Raw genomic sequence first — 18,814 nt, forward strand, 5'->3', positions numbered from 1 at the left:
CACACGCGGGGAACACAAGTGCAGATGCGGGCCGGTGGTGTATCCAGTGGGCTCATCCCCGCACACGCGGGGAACACAAGTGCAGATGCGGGCCGGTGGTGTATCCAGTGGGCTCATCCCCGCACACGCGGGGAACACTGGTTTTTGGTGGCGGTTTCGAGGTGGGCTAGGGGCTCATCCCCGCACACGCGGGGAACACCGTCGAATTCAACGTCGAGGAAAAGCTGCGCGGGGCTCATCCCCGCACACGCGGGGAACACGTAGCAGCCATCTTTAGTTTTCTCCTTCATTGGGGCTCATCCCCGCACACGCGGGGAACACGGGGTAATACGGCTTGGGTGGGTACTCCTGAGGGGCTCATCCCCGCACACGCGGGGAACACCTCTCCCGCGCCGGGGGTAATACCTCCGCGCACGGCTCATCCCCGCACACGCGGGGAACACTCTGCCACAGCCAGATAAAGATCGGGGCAAGGGGGCTCATCCCCGCACACGCGGGGAACACGTCGTGGCCGTGGGTGATTTTTTTTGAAATAAGGGCTCATCCCCGCACACGCGGGGAACACCATGCCAAAAGCCTTAAAATCTTTGTGTTCCGGGGGCTCATCCCCGCACACGCGGGGAACACCTGTGTGATTACACCCGCCCGCCGGGTACGCGGGGCTCATCCCCGCACACGCGGGGAACACATTCAAGCCCAAGGTGGTCGGTGGCCGTGGACGGGCTCATCCCCGCACACGCGGGGAACACTTAGCGGCGTCTTTGGGCCAGTATTCAAAGGCAGGCTCATCCCCGCACACGCGGGGAACACCACCTTGGAGAACGGTCGCACCGTCAAGGGTAAGGCTCATCCCCGCACACGCGGGGAACACTGACCGCTACGGTGCCGTCCTCCTGCCCTTCGAGGCTCATCCCCGCACACGCGGGGAACACTTTTCAGCGCACCCTTCCTGAATGATTCTTGAGGGCTCATCCCCGCACACGCGGGGAACACCTCATGGTGGCAGGCGAACAACCTCGATACCCAGGCTCATCCCCGCACACGCGGGGAACACTGACCTTTGGGGCCACGCCCACGCTTCGGAGCGGGCTCATCCCCGCACACGCGGGGAACACCCGTAGACCCGAGCGTCGCCGGAGACCTCAGCGGGCTCATCCCCGCACACGCGGGGAACACTTATGGTTATGATCCCTGCTTTGGGGGTGCCGGGGCTCATCCCCGCACACGCGGGGAACACCTTCAATGGCAGAATTTGAACGTAACTTGATTGGGCTCATCCCCGCACACGCGGGGAACAGTTATGGAAACTGCATGGGAGAACATCTCTATCGGGCTCATCCCCGCACACGCGGGGAACACGTTACGAGGACCATTTTCTTAGGAGTATCAATGGGCTCATCCCCGCACACGCGGGGAACACTCTTTGACCCAGACCCCGGCGTCCGCTGGGTTAGGGCTCATCCCCGCACACGCGGGGAACACGGAGGGAAGTAATGCGCCCCGTACCTTGGAAAGGGCTCATCCCCGCACACGCGGGGAACACGGTGCGGGTTCGGGTTTCTTCGATGATGTGGTGGGCTCATCCCCGCACACGCGGGGAACACACTTCCTGACAAGGATATTTACCCGAGCCAAAGGTTAAATCCAATCGGTATGAGTGATTTATCGTCAGGAAATAATTAACTACATCTTAGTCCGCCACGAGGGATTGCGGCTACGCACTTGTGCTCTCGCTTTACTCCACCCCGTAGTACGTTTCGATTTCGGCTGGGAACCGGGTAAGGGTCTCATCATCAACGTTATCCCTTCCAGGTCGATAGGTTCCCAGTCATGTTTATGAACCTTGAAACGAAGACGCTGTTCACTGTCCGAAGAGTACACCAGAATTGCTCTACCGCTCCCAGCATATAAGCAGGTTCGTTCCCAGAGAGCCTCGCGAACTTTTGCCGAAACGTTGCCTACAAATGTTCCAGGACTGATCTCTAATAGCCACCGTGTCAGGTCTCCACGTAACCCTTCTGGGCACGCAGTCACAACTAAAACAATCAACTACCATCACCTGCATAGTTGATACCCGCTTCTACTGTGGTTTTACCGGGCCCAGCCCAAAGTGAAAGCTCATCAATCTGCTCCCATTCAGTATCAATATCCGGAGCTAATAGCCGCGAAATATCACGAGCGCACCGGGCAAGTAGACGATGTGTGACTACAGCATCGCGAACAGCTCGGCGAACATCCGATGTGATGTTACTGCTACCTGAAGCAACTACATCAAAAGCAGCCGGAATAGTGATCTCAGCTTTATACAAATCAGCGATATCAAAGACAAAAGAGCGATCATGACCAGTATGGATAAAGCCCAGCCCTGGAGTACATCCCAACGCAACAATGACTGAATGAACCACCCCGTACAAAGCAGCATTAGCGGCGGTAAGGGCTTGGTTAATGGGGGAACCGTCCTCAAAGGCCCCCGGCATATAATCGCGTTTACCCCAGGCAACACCAGTACGTTCAGAATGTTCACGGTAAATGCGACGGACGCGAGCACCTTCCCTGCCACGGAGCTGTTGCATAGTAAGTTGTGAGACATCTTCGCCGGGGAAACGATAGGCATACATTTTCCGTGCAACGTCAAGCCGTGAGCGCACGTTTGAAACGTGCTCAGCTTGAGCCTGCAACATGCGGGAGCTCCGAGCTAGAGAACTACCATGAGCATAGAAGCGGACGCCATTCTCACCGCACCAGACTACGCTAGCTCCACAGTCACCCAAGAGAGTCATCGCAGCGTTAGTTACACGGGTGCCGGGCCCTAAGAGCAAGCACCCTAAAGTGGCTGCTGGAATATGGATTACTCCCCTATCAGAGGTTGCGGTAACCGCGTTGGCGTCCCGGTGCACCGCACACCTCTCCAGATACACAAAAGATAATCTGTCGCTAACTCGCGCCAGCTCAGTTCTAGTAGGTGGCGGTGCGCCGGGAATACTCATGCTGCTACCCTCCTAAGCGTCATTAGGCCGCAGCCGTAGGCTTTTCCTCGCCCGATTCCCTGAATTAAAGCAGACTTTAGGGACTCAGCATCGGTAACTTTCAGGACGCCATCAAACTGCGCTTTTCGCAAAGTAACCTGTGCGCTTCTACCACCCTGACGGGGGTCCTTCCGAGAAAATCGAAGGTCTTCTCGGTTAGTAACATCGACAGCAAGACCTGTGAGGCTCTGAGGGGCCTCTTTTATTTCGAACCCAAAATCCGCAGACCGTTGGGTAAGCCAGTTGATCTGCTGTTCAGGGGTCACGTGCGGCAGAACTTTCCCTCTGCTCCCGGGAGGAGTTGACTCCCGTTTGACAGGGTTAGCTTGCAAACGGAACCCCCATTCCTGCCCAATCATAAGTCGGTCAAGGAAAGTACCGTAGTGAATCGAATTCCAGGTTTGAGACACCCAACCTGCCTTTTCAACGATATGGGTGAAATCTGGTTCCAGAGGGCTCACTACATACAGGGTATATTTGATGCCTTCTTGGTCTAAACGCCAAAGCACACGCTCTCCAGCTTCTTCAAGCGAACCTGGCGGGAAGGCCTGGAGTACAGCCTTGTGCATAAGCTGACGATTGCCTAGAAGCTTTCGTCCCTCACGTTTTTGGGGGTTGATAAGGATAGAACTGAACCAGGTCATAGGCCTCGCACCGCTTCCATAAACGGATCACTCATGAGTTGTCCTTCTTCATTATCAAACTCCACAGGCTCCGCCTCATACACGGTGCGCCAGCTGTATTGTCGGCTTTCTTGGCTATAGCTCAGTGGAGTATCTCGCACCTGGTCGCCATCTTCACCAGTACGAGCATCCCGGATAAGGGGCAGAAAGACCTTCTGGTCTCTGCGTTTTTTATGCCAGGACGCTGCTCCCCAAGGCTGTTTGCGGAGCGCCGTTTCTGCATCGTCATCGCTAACGCATACGAAAAGATCAGCGTTTGCAGGACAGTTACGGCGCCCCAGGTAAAGGGGATAAACCGGCTTCTGTACCGCTTCCGCGATGGTTTCGATAAGCTCATCAGGTCCTGACACAGCTGCTAGAAAGACCGCGTCTGACAGATAGTAACGGGTTGAGAGGTTAGGGGCTTTAGCACCTGGTTCGCGGGCTGTTTGATAGTCCCGTTCCAGGTTTCCTGGTTGGTCAATACGTACCGCAAACTCAAGCCCAGCAAGATCAGCGATATTATCGGTTCGTTGTCTGCCCTGAGCCGCAGCAAGCAAACCTAAAACTCCTGACTTAGTGGGTAGGGTGTTAGTTGCACGGGTACGGTAGCGGCTATCTGACCCCCAGGATTGTAAAGGCCCTCTCAGCTTAAGAACCAGTGTTTTCATGGGGTTACTTACTTTCAGTAGCTTCCAGGGTTGCTGTGAGTTCATCCAGAAGCTGGGGCAGGTTAGTAACTGTACCCAAACCGTCAAGGGCCTCAGCTAGGTTAGGCAAAGCAACTACCCAAGATGCCTCGGGCTTATAGCCGTACATAGCGTCTAGGGCTTGCGCCTCTTCTGCTAGTTTCTGAGCCGCTTGTAAGCGGTAACCACCGTTTTCATTGGTAGCAGGCACTTCAAAGGCATTGACCAAGCTAACGGGGCGATCCTTTCGGACGCTGACCACAATAGCCTCAGGTAAAGTACGGTTAGCAAAGGTATTCTGCTTGCCGGTAGGCATGGAAGTCAGGAAAGACTCCACAAAAGCCCGTGTTGCTTTAACTGCGACGTCGCGGTCATCTAGATTCGCTGCTAAGCCCCCAAGGTTAACGGTGGCATAGCGGTAGAGGGTTGATGACATCATCTCAACGGTACCCAGCATTCCAGCACCAGTTTCTTCGGCATCGCGAACCACATCATCAACGGCGGTGAAGAAGTCAAACTCGGGTTCAGCTCCCGCGACACCTAATGCGTGGGCTACCTGGGCAGCCGCATCAACGTTATAGGCAGCATCGTCAGCGACCATGCGGCCAAAGAGGGCAATATCGACAGAGTTTTTATCGTCAAGGACCTTCTGGGCGTCCTTCTTAGCAACCTTTTCTCCATCAGCATCAATAATTGCCTGAGCAGCAGCCTGAATCTGGTGGTTGCTGAGGAAAAGCAGGTATCCGGTTTCGAGGTAGCTTTCTTCATCTTCGCCCTTCTTTTTGGAAGAAGGGGAAACCTTAATGCCAGCAGTTTTCAAAAGAGCCTCGACCTCAGCGGTCGCGCGTGCCTCGTCCCAGCTCTCGTCAAGTTCCTGAATCTTGGACGCAATTTTCTGGACGACCCGCTTGGTACGTACACCCATGAGTTCGGGGGTGAGGGCCTCTGCAAGGTCATGTCGCATGACATGCTTCCATGCCTGAGATGAAACGCGCTGACGGGGCACACCGCCAAAGGTCGCTGTTTTGGGGGCGCCAGTATCATCGCGATTGATGTTGCTGGGAGGCAAGGTCTGTAGTGCGTGAATATCAATAAAGAGTGACATTAGAGGTTTTCCTTTCGATGGTTAGTTTTTGGCGGGTGTTTGTTTCCAGAGGGCTGAAGCATAGTCCCTGCCCCAACGAAGGATGACACCTTCACGTCGGCTAGGAGTATGCAGCGCCCAAAGGTCGCTGGCTAGTTGGGCATAGTCAAGCGGAATCTCGTAGGTATGCAGAAGACTAATGAGAGATCGGAGATGGTAGCTGATGGCGGAAGGAGTTCGAGCAACCATAAGAGCGTCCAGCCGGCTTTTAATGGATTTGCTCCCCGATGAAACGGTCAACTCAGCAATAGCTGTTCCTAGTGACTTTTTACCTTTAAGGTGCATAGGACGAGCTAAGGCACGCTGGTGTAATGCGTAAAGAGATAGAGCGGTGAAAGCTGCCCGCTCAGCGTTGTTCGCTTCGTCCTTAGTGCCGGTGTAAGCGAAATCAGGCAAAAGTGTGTCCAAGGCATAGGACCAGGCCAAAGGGTCTTTCTCTGGAGTTTTTCCTGCTGCCTTGCGAAGCGTTGCTAGAGTCGCTCGATCACCTCGTTCATACGCTGCCTGGAGCCTGTAGAGAGCGGTTCCTATCGAGTTGTAGAAACTCTGTTTTTCAGGCAGAGAGGATAACGGCATATCCTGGCCGGAAAAATCTTGTTGGGTTCCGGTATCCATAGTTTTCCTTTCTATGAGGCATTTTCATTGGCCGGTACTCTTTCAAGGGTTTTCTTGAGAGAGTTTCTAAGACGGTTAAAAGCTGTTGCGGTATTCAAAACTCGAGGCTTCTCAGAGCTTGTATCAAGCCTGCCAATCAAAGCCTTTGAACCTGCTCCCTGAGCTAACCTAATGGCTTCATCTCCGATAATTTTTTCAACGGTATCGGACCATTCGTTAAGTCTTTGAGCTAAGTCAGTATCGGGAGTGACGGTCAGGAGCCAGTCTTTAAAACTAGTTTCAAGTTTATTGAGGGCACTTTCAGTCGCTGAAGGTACAAAAGCGTAAGTTCCGCCCGCAGCTTCTGCCAAGAAACCGGCGAACTGCCCCAGGTTGATAGACGCCTCAACAGCTCGTCGAGCGGCCTGAACGATTCGGTCAGAGGACGGAGAATCTCTAGCTATCAGGGTACGGAGCTTGAACGGAACGACCTCATGAATTGAATTGGTAATAATCGAAGATTGAGGACCATATACAAACCCAACAAGTTCTACTCGGACTTCTTGGTCTGCGTTAACCAGACGATTTTCTTTGAGAACTTGTAGAGAGTGCAAGGTCGCTGGGATTTTGTCTGGCTCCCCACCTTTTGGAATTTCTTGAAGTCGCTCATCAGCTAGGAGCGCTTCAATACCTTTCCAAAGGGTACGTTCTTCGGGGTGGCTTTTAGCAAAAAATACCGGGGCTCCCTTCTTGGACTGGACCTTGCTGTAACGATATCCGGTCATGGGATCTGCAAACTGATTTCTGATTTCGATTTTGTCGCCATTGGTGACTAGTACGCCGGTGGCAACTTCCTCAGCATCGTCCCAGAAAAGTCGGACGCGGCGGGATTGCCAGGTCAGTACATCACAAGGCCCAGACGGAAACTCGCTAGTGCGAGGAGCAGCGGTTGCAGGTTCCCTCTCCCAGACAGGGAGGTCCCCGTCTAGATTCTCTTCGGTGAAGATAAAACTTGCGGGAGTATTGAGTAGAAGAGTTTGAGCAAGGTTTGATCCGTGAACAACGACTCCACCGGTGAAACCAGCCCAGCCTGTTCCAATGGGATAGCCTTTTCCTCCCTTAACTCGGGGGTCATTCACTGCACCGGGTTTAATGCCAGAGTAGTCCCAAGCTTGGATTGCAATGAGCCAGCGAGCTGCTTCAGCAAATGAGAGAGCCCGTACACCACGCCCTGCTCTCATGGTGAAATAATCTAATTCTGCCTCGGGAATAAGGCGCTGTACAGAAGCATGCTCACCCTTGGCGGTAGCTAAGTCAGCTACCTGCATAAAGGGAGCGCGGTCATCGAGCAAATTAAACCGGTCTCGGTATTGCGTCAGATAGTCAAACACAGGCTCAGAAATAATTTCAGCCCCACCTTGCAAAAGGTCTTCCCACCAGTCTAAGAAGTCCTCACACTCCTGCACTTCTTCGGTGGCAGCGTGAGCCCTCCAGAAGATAGCAATAAGAATACGGAGTACAGCATAATCCTGCTGGGGAGAGTCACCTGCCAAGCACTTAATATGCTCAAGTTCTTTAAACACTTCTGTAAGCGAAAGACAACAGTTTGACCCATCAGCCATAAGGCATTGAACCCAGGGCTTGTCCACCAGGTTGAAGCTCATTTCAGTTGCCATTGAACTCATGGTTCTCCTTTCTATAGGTCGGTTTATTTAGGAGCTCTAAACCGAGTTCCTGACTGTACCGCAGCCGAAATCCGGCTAACTCAGTTTCAAAATTTTCATCAAGAGTTACTTGTAGAAGCCCCTTAAGCAAAGGCGACTTCTGCCAGGCTAAATCGGTTGTCTGTTCTAACTGATCCAATACTTCATCTAGTAGCCAGGGCCGTGACAACTGGTAGGGCAACCTCACCGTACACTGAGCCAGAAGATAGGCCGCATCTGTATCAGGAGTGAACCCCACCGGCAAAGCCGGAGACTCGACGTCCTCAACCAACCAAGGTAGCGGAGCATAATACCCATCGCCTACCTTCTGTACGAGCACCACTTCAAGGGTTGGCTCAGTATCACGCACTTGAGCAGCGCTTTCCTCATCCGATAGGTCGCCGCTCTGAGCAGCCCATACTTCTGAGAATTCACGGACGCTCCGTGACAGCTCCGCTCTGAAGCTTTCAGATTTCTTCCGTGCGGTTTCTAACTCACTATCAAACTGTTGCCGGAACCGCTGATAAGTGTCCTCCCAAGCTGGTAAGACATGAGGGCTGGAATAGACAGCCTCGACTAGAGAAGGAATCTCGCTAGGAACTTTGAGGACTCTCTCCGCACCCACATGAAGTGAGAGCTCACTGCACGTAGGTAACAAGAGAGCTGGCTGATAGACAGCGTCTACACCAGGCGCAAAGACGGGGCTAGAGCTTTCTGTGGGTAGCTCCTGCATACCACGTACATACAGACGAGGTTTCTGAGCCCATTGTGGTCTATCTTCAGGCAAACGTTGGTGACGGTGCAGCCGTCCTAGTCTCTGCAGAATTAAATCAATTGGCGCAATATCTGTCACCATACAGTCAAAATCTAAATCCAAAGATTGTTCGACCACCTGGGTTGCCACCACAATTCTGCGGTCGGGACGCCCCTGCCCTAGTGAAGCTCCGGGACCCAGCTCCTGTACCAGGTGGCTCTCCCGTTGAACACGTTCCACTGCCGTATAGCGAGAGTGCAATAGATAGGCATCATCCCCTACCTGCTGTTGGGCGAGCTGATAGGCAGCCTGAGCCCGGTCAACAGTGTTACAGATGACTAACAAACACCCTCCGCCCTCACGTACCTGCCCCATCAGCTGTTCGAGCGAAGCGTCATCATCAGCCATGGGTTCCACCGTGTAGGTGGTACTACGAGAGCTCGCCTCAACCTCGTACACGTCAATTGAATCAGCTGCCACCGCAGTAACGACGGGGTAAGCAATGCCGGCCGAAGGAACAGCCTCAGCTGAAGTTCGTTTCCCTCTCAGCCCGGACTGGTACGCCGCAGCTAATTTAGCTTTGGTTTCGTGGGGCAGAGTTGCCGAGAGCAGAACGACCGGAGCGCCGTAACTTCCCAGCCAGCGCAGAGCGGTCTCCATATAGTGATTCATATAAGCACCGTAGGAGTGGACCTCATCAATGACTACGACTTTCCCTGCAAGACCAAGGTGACGCAGCATCAGATGTTTACTCTGCAGAGCCATCATGAGGACCTGATCCACGGTAGCCACAACCAAACTTGAGAGAATCCCCTGCTTACGGCCTCTGAACCACTGGTGAGCAATAATCTGGGAATGATTGTGAGCAGAACGTTGGTCCTCGTCATCGAGGTTAAAACGAGCGTATCGCCCCATAGAGGTATAGAAAGGGTTAAGCTGATTCTTCGAGTGTCCCAGATACATCGAAATCACCGGTGAATTATGCGACTGCTCTGCCCATCTTTTTATTCGGGTAAAAAGAGCATCAGTAGTTGCCATAGTGGGAGCCCCAAAAAAGATGCCGCTACAACCATTGAGATGGGCTAATTTTTCAGCAGCTACCAAAGCGGCTTCTGTTTTCCCCTCTCCCATAGGAGCTTCAATAATAAGCATAGAAGGCGGGTTCTCTACGTTGAGTACTTCAATAATAGCTTCCTGCACTGGTCTGGGTGAGCTAGCTGCATCCCACAAAAATTTAGCAGCATAAATTTCTGCAGGTGTTCGGTAGGAAAAATCTTCAGGCTTCCAGCTTGGGGGGAGCCTGAGCTTGGAAGTAGCAGACTCAAAACGCGTACGCTGGTCACTTGGTCCAAAAAGACCCAGCGGGAAATAATTAGCATTGGATGCAATCCAGTCCGCCATAATGACCACGCCTGTCAGAATCATTTTGACGTTGTCTTTGAGCTTAGTTCGATGACTTAGAAGCTGGATAATTGCAGGTTCAGCCTGAGTGAGCTCAAGAATTTTACTCAGAAGCTCGTTATGGGCTACCGCCCACCCATCCGACAGATTATCGACTTCGCGCGTTGCATTTTTGCGATGGTCACCGCCTGCAGGGAGACCATGGTGGGCCCCTAAAATTTGGCCTAGATGGGATAAGGTACGGTAGCTGCTCTGACCAAATTTTTGATCAAAGAACCGAACCAAAATAATGTAGCTCGCTGCAGAGTGCGGTGACCACTGGTCTGAAGGTACTGTGGCAGGCAGGCTCAATCCCGTTGCACGTATCTGGTCGGCCAGAAAACTGTAGCGAGATGATTCGTTGAGCTGACTCGCGAAAGAATGACTAGCTTTGCCTACGTCGTGGGATCCGCACAGGAAAGCTACGAATCGCTGGCAATCTTCGCTCGATAAATCAAGCTGGTCTTGGGTGAAGCTACGGTGATTTTCTGAGAGATAGTGACTCCATAAGTACGCCCCAACCTGGGCAGAATCCATCATGTGCTGGGGGAGGTTAAGCCAGTCAGTACTCTGGTCGTCAGACCGGTCAGTCTTGGCCCAGAGGCTAGCGGCTTGCGGACTCCAGCTAGGGAAATCACCTGTAAAAAGTTGCTTCATCGTCAACCCTCTTCGCATGGTTACGTCAGTTTAGGGGCGTCTCCTATTACCCAGTAAACACCTTCAAGATTTTTATGTCAACTAGTATATGTGATAAATTTTTTGTATCTAGAGCAATGTGAAAAGCCCCCCGGCAGTCAAAGCCAGGGGGCAACCTCATGAACACGAGGAATAGGTACTTGATGCACATCTACTAGGGCTCATCTCCAAACTTCTTTGAAGATCAGTCTCACGAAGCCCTCATCCTATTTCACCAGCTTTTTCGTGAAGGTGCTACCTGCTGGAGCAACTGCAGACAGCCCTGTTCCTTGCCTCTACCCCTCCAGAAAAGACCAGTTAAACCAGAAATGACCACCTACTAGGTGGTCATTTCTGATTTAGATGGTACCTAGCCCCTAGGCCAGCACCTGCCGCTTTGACGAAATCACGCCGGTCACGAAACCGGCCAGGTGCAAGCCGCCGTGGAAGCGGGCGTGCTCAATCTTCACGCACCGGTCCATCACCACGTTCAGCCCGGCGTCCTCACCCAGGCGCGCAGCCTCCTCATTCCAGGAGCCCAGCTGCATCCACACCGTCTTCGCACCCACCTCGATGGCCTCCTGAACCACGCCAGGCAGGTCCTCGTTGCGGCGGAAAATCTCCACCAGGTCAGGGGCCTCAGGCAGGTCAGCCAGCGACGCATACACCTTCTGCCCCAGCACCTCCTTACCCTTAGCCGCCAAAATCGGGTTCACAAAATACAGGGTGTAGGGGCTCGACGACTGCAAATACGTCGCCACAAAATACGAAGACCGCGAAATCTTGTCAGACATACCCACAATCGCAATAGACTTCGTCTCGTGCAAAATCTTTAGTCGCTCCGGCGCGCTGGGGCCTTCCCAGGTACGAATCTCAGTCACGGCTTAGGCCTCCTTCTTGGGTGCAGGAATTTCGCAGGCGGGCGCGGACGCCGGTGCGGACGCCCCAGCCCCCTCACGCGCTGCGCGCTCGGCAGCGTGGGCGGCGGCGTCCGCCTCCAACGCCTCCTTTTGGGCAGCCGCCTCAGCTTCGGCAGCTTCGCGGCGGGCCACCAGCTCGTCCGCGCTGGCGGTGCCGACGACCTCACCGGCGTGGTTGCGGCCGGAAGCAATAGTCAGAGCCTGGTCGAGGTCCCAGATGATATCGACGGCATCTTCCAGACCCACCGAAATACGGATCAAGTCCTCGCCCACGCCACCGGCAGCCAGCTGCTCAGCGGTCAGCTGCTGGTGGGTGGTGGACGCCGGGTGCAGAATCAGGGTGCGGGCATCACCAATGTTGGCCAGGTGGGACGCCAGCTGCAGGTTCTTGATGAACTCGGCGCCCACGTCGCGTCCGCCCGCCTTCTCGGTGCCGGCAACGCCGAAGGAGAAGACCGACCCAACACCCAGCGGCAGCAGCTTCTGCGCCCGCTCATAGTGGGGGTGCTCCGGCAGGCCGGCGTAGTTAACGTAAGAGATACGGGCGTCCTCGTTCAGCCAGGCGACAACCTCCTTAGCGTTAGCCAGGTGGGCGTCCATACGCTGGGGCAGGGTCTCAACCCCCTGCAGCAGATTGAAAGCTGCCTGGGCTGAGAGGGAGGGGCCGAAGTCGCGCAGCTGCTCCGACCGTAGCTTGGTCAGGAAGCCGTACTCGCCGAAGTTCCCCCACCAAGAAATGTTGTTGTAGGAGGGAATCGGCTCGGTCATGGTGGGGAACTTGCCGTTGCCCCAGTTGAAGCGGCCCGACTCGACAACCACGCCGCCCAAGGTGGTGCCGTGCCCGCCCAGGAACTTAGTGACCGAGTGAATCACAATGTCAGCGCCGTGTTCGATGGGGCGAATCAGGTAGGGGGTAGAGAGGGTGGCATCTACGACCAGGGGAATGTCATTCTCGTGGGCCACGCGGGCTAGGCCTTCCAGGTCAGCGACCTGGCCCGAGGGGTTGGCGACGATTTCGGTGTAGACAGCCTTGGTTTCGGGGCGAATTGCGGCGGCAAAATCGGCAGGGTCGGTGCCGTCCACAAAGGTAGTGCCAATGCCGAAACGACGCAGGGAAACATCCAGCTGGGTAATAGTGCCGCCGTAGAGGTTGGACGAAGCAACAATATGATCCCCGGCCTGGCAGAGTGCCGCGAAGGTAATGAACTCAGCGGCCATACCCGAAGCGGTCGCCACCGCGCCGATACCGCCTTCCAGCGAAGCGATACGCTCTTCCAGCGCCGCCACAGTGGGGTTACCCAGGCGGGAGTAGATATTGCCGTACTTCTGCAGGGCAAAAAGGTTGGCGGCGTCGTCCGCGTCCTTAAAAACAAAGGAGGTGGACTGGTAAATCGGAACCGCACGAGCACCGTGCTCGGCGTCGGGGGTACCGCCCGCGTGCAGGGCGCGGGTGCGAAAGCCAAAAGTATGCTCAGCCATGGACTCTCCTGATAGTAGGCCTAGTTATCTACCCTCCATAGTCACCCATGCCCCTCTACCTGCGGTAACTTATTTCACCGTGTGAACAGGTTACGCAGCGTTACCGGGAAGGCAGGGCGCCTCATTCCCCACCTCGGCCAGTGTCCACCAAACTCGCGTAACGTCCATCCCGCGCGTAAGCACCGCGCGATTCTAATGGACGCTCAGCCGCCCCGTCCAACGTGACCAAAACCCCCAGCCTCTCTACAAGCTAGCTCATAGGAAAACACAGGGTTCTACGAGAGAATAGAGAAAGTTTTGTCACCGGGCGGCTGCCCGCACTCGCAGAGAAAGGGCACTCGTGCTCCAGAACATTATCGACTGGGTTATCTCCGTCATGGAGGCCATCGGCTCACCCGGTGTTGGCCTTGCCGTTTTCCTTGAGAACGTCTTCCCGCCGATTCCCTCCGAGGTCATTCTGCCCCTGGCTGGCTTCACCGCCTCGCAGGGCTCCATGAACGTTATCGCCGCCTTCGTCTGGGCGACCGTTGGCTCCCTGGCTGGCGCCTACTTCCTCTACTACCTGGGCGCCGCTATCGGCGCCAACCGCCTGCGCAAGATTGCGGCCTGGATGTGGCTGGTCAAGGTTGAGGACGTCGACGCCGCCCTGGCCTGGTTCGACAAGTACGGCAAGGCCTCCATCCTGATCGGCCGCGTTATCCCCGGTATTCGTTCGCTGATTTCGATTCCCGCCGGTATCGACCGCATGAACCCGCTGACTTTCGGCTTCTACACCCTGCTGGGTTCATCTGTGTGGAACGCTCTGCTCATTTACTGCGGCTGGATTCTTGGTGAAAACTGGCACGTTGTTGAGGGCGTCATCGACCAGTACTCCAAGGTTGTGTACGCCCTGGTAGCCCTGGCTCTTGTGGCTGTCTTCCTCTGGCTGCTGCGCCGCGCCCGACAGGAAAAGCGCGACGTAGCCTAACGGCGGGCGTCCACACCACCCCGGCCAGTTAGTACCATCTAAATCAGAAAAACCCACCAACTAGGTGGGTTTTTCTGGTTTAAATGGTACCTAGGGCAGCGACCCCGCTACTTCCACAAACGGTTACGGGCGTGCACCACCGACGGGCGGATCTGGATCCAGTCGCCGCAGGGCAGGCGCAGGGCCTTCTCGCACCCAGACAGGGCGGTAATAATCGACTCGCAGCGCTGGTTGAACTCGGAGACATGCCCCTTATCCACAATCTGCCCGGGGAAGTGCCGGTGCATCTTCGACACAGAATCCGACGACTCCTGCAGCCCGTGCCCGGTATGCCCCGGAATATGTTTGACCAGCACCCGGCGCTCCCGAATGGCCTCGGTCAGCCGCTCCATCTCGTCCAGAACCTGCTGGTTCTGCACACCCTCGGTAGCCCAAGTGTTGTAGACCCAGCGGTTGTGCGCCAGGCGCAGCACAAAGGTCAGCGCCCCCAGCGAATCGGTGTGAATAATCAGCTGCCGGCCACCGTGATAAAAGATATTAAAAGCAGCCAACATGGCCGAGAGCTCCCCGGTCATAATGTTCGTTGCATCGTAGTGGGAGTGGAAGAAGAAGCCGTCTTCGCTCACCCCGCCGATGCCCATGCGTCCGCCCTTTAAATACTTCTTATTGTTCGTTGACCTGTACGAACAGTCAGTAAAGACGCTGTACTCCACCAGCTTCTCAACCGGCAGCTGGGCGGTATTCTTCTCAAACTCAGCATGGGCCAGGCGCGAGGCCTCGTCCATGAAGTGGGGCATGAGCTCCCCCGCGGGAGTGCCAATCAGCTTCACGTGAATCTCCCCCAGCGAGTGCGACTCGTAGGGGTTCATCACCTTATCAATGGAGCGGTACTCCAGAAAATCGCGGAAGGCCGTGAACTTGCGGAAGAGCAGCTTCAGATAGTGCTTGTCGGCGGCCACGGTGATGAGGTTGGTCTTGTAGTCCTCGGGGATAGCCTCCATCGCGGCCAGGATAGCGCGGCCCAGCATGTCGGTGTGCACGGTGTCGCAGGGGTCCATGAGGCTGTGGGTCAGGGATTCGGCGATAGGCTCGCTCTCAATCACCTCACGCTCGCCGTTTTCACGCGAGATAAAGGCGAAGGACGTCAACCCCACATGGCAGTTACCGGCGGCTCGCACCTGGTCCATGACCACCACAATCACTGCCACGCCCTGCTCGGTGAACCCTGCCGGGTAAGAGCTGGTGTAGTCCGGCGGTTCCCAGGTCAGCTCACATTTTTTGATATGTGCAGGCGTAATTTCCACATTATTCATCTCCTAAGGGGTGTCTATAGTTGTTTTGCTTACTCTTTAAAGCTATACCAACTCCACGCCCTTTTGCCAACAGCTAGAGCCGCATCGGCTGCCCGTTCACTCTCTCGGTGAACGTCCACGGTTCTCGCGTGGCGTCCACCCCGCGCGTAAGCACCGCGCGAGTCTGGTGGGCACTCACGGACTGATGCGCGGACGCCCCCTCCCCCAACGGCCCGGGCAGGCGGGGCGGACGCACGCTGAGATAACCCGGGCAGGAGGCCCCCAGCACAAGGACGCCCGCCCCGGCTTACGTAAGCCGGGGCGGGCGTCCTTATCTTGGGTGAAAACCGAGGTTTACTCGGGAACGATGCGCACTGCGCCCTTATCGGCGCTGGTGACCATGGAGGCGTAGGCACGCAGGGCGCTGGAGACCTGGCGTTCGCGGGGCTTGGTGGGCTTCCAGGGGGCAGGGCCCTTCTTGGCACGGCGCTCGGCCAGTACCTCGTCGGAGACGTTCACGCGCAGGATGCGATTGTGAACATCGATCTCAATCTCATCCCCGTGCTCAATCAGACCCACAGCGCCACCGGCAGCAGCCTCGGGAGAAATATGGCCAATGGAGATACCGGAGGTGCCGCCCGAGAAACGTCCGTCGGTAATCAGGGCGCACTTCTTACCCAGACCCAGGCCCTTGAGGTAGGAGGTGGGGTAGAGCATTTCCTGCATGCCGGGGCCGCCCTTGGGGCCCTCGTACTGGATGACGACGATGTCGCCCTCCTTCACGTTCTTCGACAGGATCTCGAAGACGGCCTCGTCCTGGGACTCCACCACGAAGGCCTTGCCGACGAAGTGGAAGAGCTCCTCGTCGATACCGGCGCTCTTGATGATGGCCCCGTCCTCGGCGATGTTGCCGTAGAGAACGGCCAGGCCGCCGTCCTTGGTGTAGGCGTGCTCAACGGCGCGGATGCAGCCGTTTTCGGCGTCGGTTTCGTGGCTCTCGTACTTGTTGGCGGTGGAGAAGGCCTGGGTGGTGCGGACACCGCCGGGGGCAGCCAGGAAGAGCTCCTTGGCGGTGTCGGTGGCGGCGCCGGAGCGGATGTCCCAGTCAGACAGCCACTGTTCCAGGGAGCCGGAGTGCACGGAGTGGACGTCGCGGTTCAGCAGACCGGCGCGATCCAGCTCACCGAGCAGGGCAGGAATACCGCCTGCGCGGTGCACGTGCTCGATGTGGTACTTGGTGGAATTGGGGGCTACCTTGGCCAGGCAGGGCACCTTGCGGGAAATCGCGTCGATGTCGCGCAGAGTGAAGTCGACGCCAGCTTCGTGAGCAATCGCCAGGATATGCAGAACGGTGTTGGTGGAGCCGCCCATGGCAACGTCCAGGGCCATAGCGTTCTCGAAGGCGGCCTTGGTGGCGATGGAGCGGGGCAGCACAGACTCGTCGTCCTGCTCGTAGTAGCGCTTGGCCAGCTCAACAATCTTGGCGCCAGCTTCGAGGAAGAGCTGCTTGCGGGCGACCTGGGTGGCCAGGGTGGTGCCGTTACCGGGTAGGGCAAGACCGATCGCCTCATTGAGGCAGTTCATGGAGTTAGCGGTGAACATACCGGCACAGGAACCGCAGGTGGGGCATGCATTCTTCTCAACCTGAGCCAGGGCGTCATCGGTGACATTATCGTCCACCGCCATGACCATGGCATCCACCAGGTCAAGGCGGTGCTCAACGACTCCCTCAATGCCTTCGCCGGACTCCATAGGCCCGCCGGAGACGAAGATGACGGGGATGTTCAGGCGCATAGCTGCCAGGAGCATACCGGGGGTGATCTTGTCGCAGTTAGAGATGCAGACCAGGGCGTCGGCGCGGTGGGCGTTGACCATGTATTCGACCGAGTCGGCAATCAGGTCGCGGGAGGGCAGGGAGTAGAGCATACCGTCGTGGCCCATGGCGATACCGTCGTCCACGGCGATGGTGTTGAATTCCTTGGCTACACCGCCTGCTTCGCGGATAGCCCCGGCGACCAGTTCGCCCATGTTCTTCAGGTGCACGTGGCCGGGCACGAACTGGGTGAAGGAGTTGGCGATAGCGATGATGGGCTTGCCGAAGTCGTCGTCGCCCATGCCGGTGGCGCGCCACAGTGCGCGGGCACCTGCCATGTTTCTACCGTGGGTTGATGTACGCGAGCGCAGTTCTGGCATCGTTAGCTCCCAAGAAAGTTTGTGGTTGGAGGTTTGGGTACTAGTCTACGCCTGAGCGCGGGTAGTCCACAGGGTGGGAAGCGGCGTTCTCACATAGTGAAGATAGGGGCGGACGGTCTCTCCTCCACTCCCCTGCCAAGGGGCAGGGACGGCAGGACGGGCGTCCGCGGGACACTACTCCAGTAAGCCTCGCATAAATCTCAGCGCATATTCCAGAAGCTGGGGGTGGCTATCGTCAACTAGGGTAAATCCAAAGCGCTCAAAGGCCCGTTGAGACTTTGTATTTCTGCGATCGATAGCGCAGGTCATGATGTCGCTAGTGAGGTCTTTAAATTTGGGGTGCTCTTGGGCTGTGATAACGCATTGCTGAATAAGCTGTTGTGCAATTCCCTGGTTTTGGGCGTGGGCGGCCGTAGAGATATAGGTAATGTCGAAGACATCATCATAGGGGCGATATGTAATGAGAGCGACAGCTGCTATCTGCTCCTCCAAGAAAGCTCCGATAGAGACCTTGTAGGGATCTCGGGCAATTTTCTGGGGCTGAGTTTCCCGGACGAAGCTTTGAACCTTTAGCTCCCATTCCGCGGGGTGTGAAGCGGTGTGGTAGTGCCGCTTGGCAGGGTAGGTGCAGACCCATTGTTGAAGGGCCGGTATATCGCTTGTGCTGAGCTCTCGAAAATACACGTAGGCCCCTAGTTTTTGAGGGCTAATCCTACTGGGGTAGGCTCGAGCTGCTCAAGGGCTCTACGATGCTGAGCCGAAAAAGCCCGGTTCTGCTGGGTTTCGTATTCCGATGCGAGGGTTTTTCGCTCTGTATCCGTTAGGCCGTCGTTCCCGATAGCCGTGGTGTGATGGCGCAGAACTTTTTGCAGGGTTTGACGGGCCGCTCGATGAGTGGGCTGCCAGCGAGTTGCATCTTTAGCGTTTAAGGTCATAGTTCTGCTCCTTTCCTTGGTCTTGTTGTTTCGAGTCTAACAAGTAGCTCTTGGGGATGACTAGGGGCGGACGGTTCCGCACCGCGCCCTCTCAAAGGGGACCTCAAAACCTAAAAGGGACCGCATAATATGAGGTCCCTTTTGAGTTTTGCGGTCCCCTTACGGTGAGGCAGGGGCTCATGACGCGCGTATGACGCGCATCCGTCACCGAAGTTCATTTTTGAAATATGCCGTCTTAGGGCCTGGAGGGCTTGGGGGCTCGCAAGGTGGGGGTGTTAGCTGGGTTTATGGCCGCTGACGCAAGCAGCCTCTACAGCCGTAGGACTACCCCAGGAGCAGAT

General features: G+C 56.0%; 14 protein-coding genes and 1 CRISPR repeat array. Of the genes, 1 reads left to right on the plus strand and 13 read right to left on the minus strand.

From position 1 onward, the window contains the following. Nucleotides 1-48 precede the first annotated feature (48 nt). Nucleotides 49-1,604: direct repeats of the CRISPR family, unit length 29 nt; unit sequence GGGCTCATCCCCGCACACGCGGGGAACAC. Between the two features lie 79 nt (nucleotides 1,605-1,683). The 10 genes from cas2e to ACED88_RS05710 form a co-directional block, all read right to left on the minus strand. Continuing rightward, nucleotides 1,684-2,034 carry a type I-E CRISPR-associated endoribonuclease Cas2e gene (gene cas2e, locus ACED88_RS05665; RefSeq protein ID WP_449109076.1) on the minus strand — a complete coding sequence of 117 codons (351 nt, stop codon included), beginning with the start codon at nucleotides 2,032-2,034 and terminating at the stop codon, nucleotides 1,684-1,686. Nucleotides 2,035-2,045: 11 nt separating this feature from the next. Continuing rightward, nucleotides 2,046-2,987, minus strand: coding sequence for a type I-E CRISPR-associated endonuclease Cas1e (gene cas1e, locus ACED88_RS05670; protein ID WP_449109025.1), 942 nt, complete (start codon nucleotides 2,985-2,987; stop codon nucleotides 2,046-2,048). Then, a complete protein-coding gene (gene cas6e / locus ACED88_RS05675) occupies nucleotides 2,984-3,670 on the minus strand; it encodes a type I-E CRISPR-associated protein Cas6/Cse3/CasE (RefSeq protein WP_449109026.1) in 687 nt (228 codons plus the stop codon). Before cas6e ends, cas1e begins: the two co-directional genes overlap by 4 nt. Beyond that, nucleotides 3,667-4,359: a type I-E CRISPR-associated protein Cas5/CasD gene (cas5e, locus tag ACED88_RS05680; RefSeq protein WP_449109027.1), complete on the minus strand. Its 693-nt coding sequence runs from the start codon at nucleotides 4,357-4,359 to the stop codon at nucleotides 3,667-3,669. The genes cas6e and cas5e overlap by 4 nt, the downstream gene beginning before the upstream one ends. Nucleotides 4,360-4,363: 4 nt before the next feature. Next, nucleotides 4,364-5,482, minus strand: coding sequence for a type I-E CRISPR-associated protein Cas7/Cse4/CasC (cas7e, locus tag ACED88_RS05685; protein ID WP_449109028.1), 1,119 nt, complete (start codon nucleotides 5,480-5,482; stop codon nucleotides 4,364-4,366). 21 nt (nucleotides 5,483-5,503) lie between these two features. Then, nucleotides 5,504-6,136 carry a type I-E CRISPR-associated protein Cse2/CasB gene (gene casB / locus ACED88_RS05690; protein ID WP_449109029.1) on the minus strand — a complete coding sequence of 211 codons (633 nt, stop codon included), beginning with the start codon at nucleotides 6,134-6,136 and terminating at the stop codon, nucleotides 5,504-5,506. 11 nt (nucleotides 6,137-6,147) lie between these two features. Further along, nucleotides 6,148-7,800 (minus strand): type I-E CRISPR-associated protein Cse1/CasA, encoded by a 1,653-nt coding sequence (gene casA / locus ACED88_RS05695; protein WP_449109030.1) that lies wholly within the window; start codon nucleotides 7,798-7,800, stop codon nucleotides 6,148-6,150. Continuing rightward, nucleotides 7,781-10,669, minus strand: coding sequence for a CRISPR-associated helicase Cas3' (gene cas3 / locus ACED88_RS05700; protein ID WP_449109031.1), 2,889 nt, complete (start codon nucleotides 10,667-10,669; stop codon nucleotides 7,781-7,783). The genes casA and cas3 overlap by 20 nt, the downstream gene beginning before the upstream one ends. A gap of 395 nt (nucleotides 10,670-11,064) precedes the next feature. After that, nucleotides 11,065-11,568 (minus strand): CoA-binding protein, encoded by a 504-nt coding sequence (locus tag ACED88_RS05705; protein WP_135012911.1) that lies wholly within the window; start codon nucleotides 11,566-11,568, stop codon nucleotides 11,065-11,067. Between the two features lie 3 nt (nucleotides 11,569-11,571). Then, nucleotides 11,572-13,086, minus strand: coding sequence for an O-acetylhomoserine aminocarboxypropyltransferase/cysteine synthase family protein (locus tag ACED88_RS05710; RefSeq protein ID WP_449109032.1), 1,515 nt, complete (start codon nucleotides 13,084-13,086; stop codon nucleotides 11,572-11,574). Nucleotides 13,087-13,426: 340 nt separating this feature from the next. Here ACED88_RS05710 and ACED88_RS05715 point away from each other — a divergent pair, with 340 nt between their 5' ends. Next, nucleotides 13,427-14,053, plus strand: a complete 627-nt coding sequence (locus ACED88_RS05715; protein WP_449109033.1) for a DedA family protein — start codon at nucleotides 13,427-13,429, stop codon at nucleotides 14,051-14,053. A gap of 107 nt (nucleotides 14,054-14,160) precedes the next feature. Here ACED88_RS05715 and ACED88_RS05720 read toward each other — a convergent pair whose 3' ends face one another. The 3 genes from ACED88_RS05720 to ACED88_RS05730 form a co-directional block, all read right to left on the minus strand. Then, nucleotides 14,161-15,357, minus strand: a complete 1,197-nt coding sequence (locus tag ACED88_RS05720) for an RNase H family protein (RefSeq protein ID WP_449107630.1) — start codon at nucleotides 15,355-15,357, stop codon at nucleotides 14,161-14,163. 342 nt (nucleotides 15,358-15,699) lie between these two features. Next, nucleotides 15,700-17,538 carry a dihydroxy-acid dehydratase gene (gene ilvD / locus ACED88_RS05725; protein ID WP_449107631.1) on the minus strand — a complete coding sequence of 613 codons (1,839 nt, stop codon included), beginning with the start codon at nucleotides 17,536-17,538 and terminating at the stop codon, nucleotides 15,700-15,702. Between the two features lie 174 nt (nucleotides 17,539-17,712). Further along, nucleotides 17,713-18,222, minus strand: coding sequence for a GNAT family N-acetyltransferase (locus ACED88_RS05730; protein WP_449107632.1), 510 nt, complete (start codon nucleotides 18,220-18,222; stop codon nucleotides 17,713-17,715). Between the last annotated feature and the right edge of the window lie 592 nt (nucleotides 18,223-18,814).

This window comes from Rothia sp. 11273D007AR (genome assembly GCF_053547255.1).

Bases quoted from the DNA above. Each gene is read 5' to 3' on its own strand.
- cas3 (WP_449109031.1), bottom strand. From the start codon at position 10,669: ATGAAGCAACTTTTTACAGGTGATTTCCCTAGCTGGAGTCCGCAAGCC.
- ilvD (WP_449107631.1), bottom strand. From the start codon at position 17,538: ATGCCAGAACTGCGCTCGCGTACATCAACCCACGGTAGAAACATGGCA.
- casB (WP_449109029.1), bottom strand. From the start codon at position 6,136: ATGGATACCGGAACCCAACAAGATTTTTCCGGCCAGGATATGCCGTTA.
- ACED88_RS05710 (WP_449109032.1), bottom strand. From the start codon at position 13,086: ATGGCTGAGCATACTTTTGGCTTTCGCACCCGCGCCCTGCACGCGGGC.
- cas7e (WP_449109028.1), bottom strand. From the start codon at position 5,482: ATGTCACTCTTTATTGATATTCACGCACTACAGACCTTGCCTCCCAGC.
- cas5e (WP_449109027.1), bottom strand. From the start codon at position 4,359: ATGAAAACACTGGTTCTTAAGCTGAGAGGGCCTTTACAATCCTGGGGG.
- cas6e (WP_449109026.1), bottom strand. From the start codon at position 3,670: ATGACCTGGTTCAGTTCTATCCTTATCAACCCCCAAAAACGTGAGGGA.
- casA (WP_449109030.1), bottom strand. From the start codon at position 7,800: ATGAGTTCAATGGCAACTGAAATGAGCTTCAACCTGGTGGACAAGCCC.
- cas1e (WP_449109025.1), bottom strand. From the start codon at position 2,987: ATGAGTATTCCCGGCGCACCGCCACCTACTAGAACTGAGCTGGCGCGA.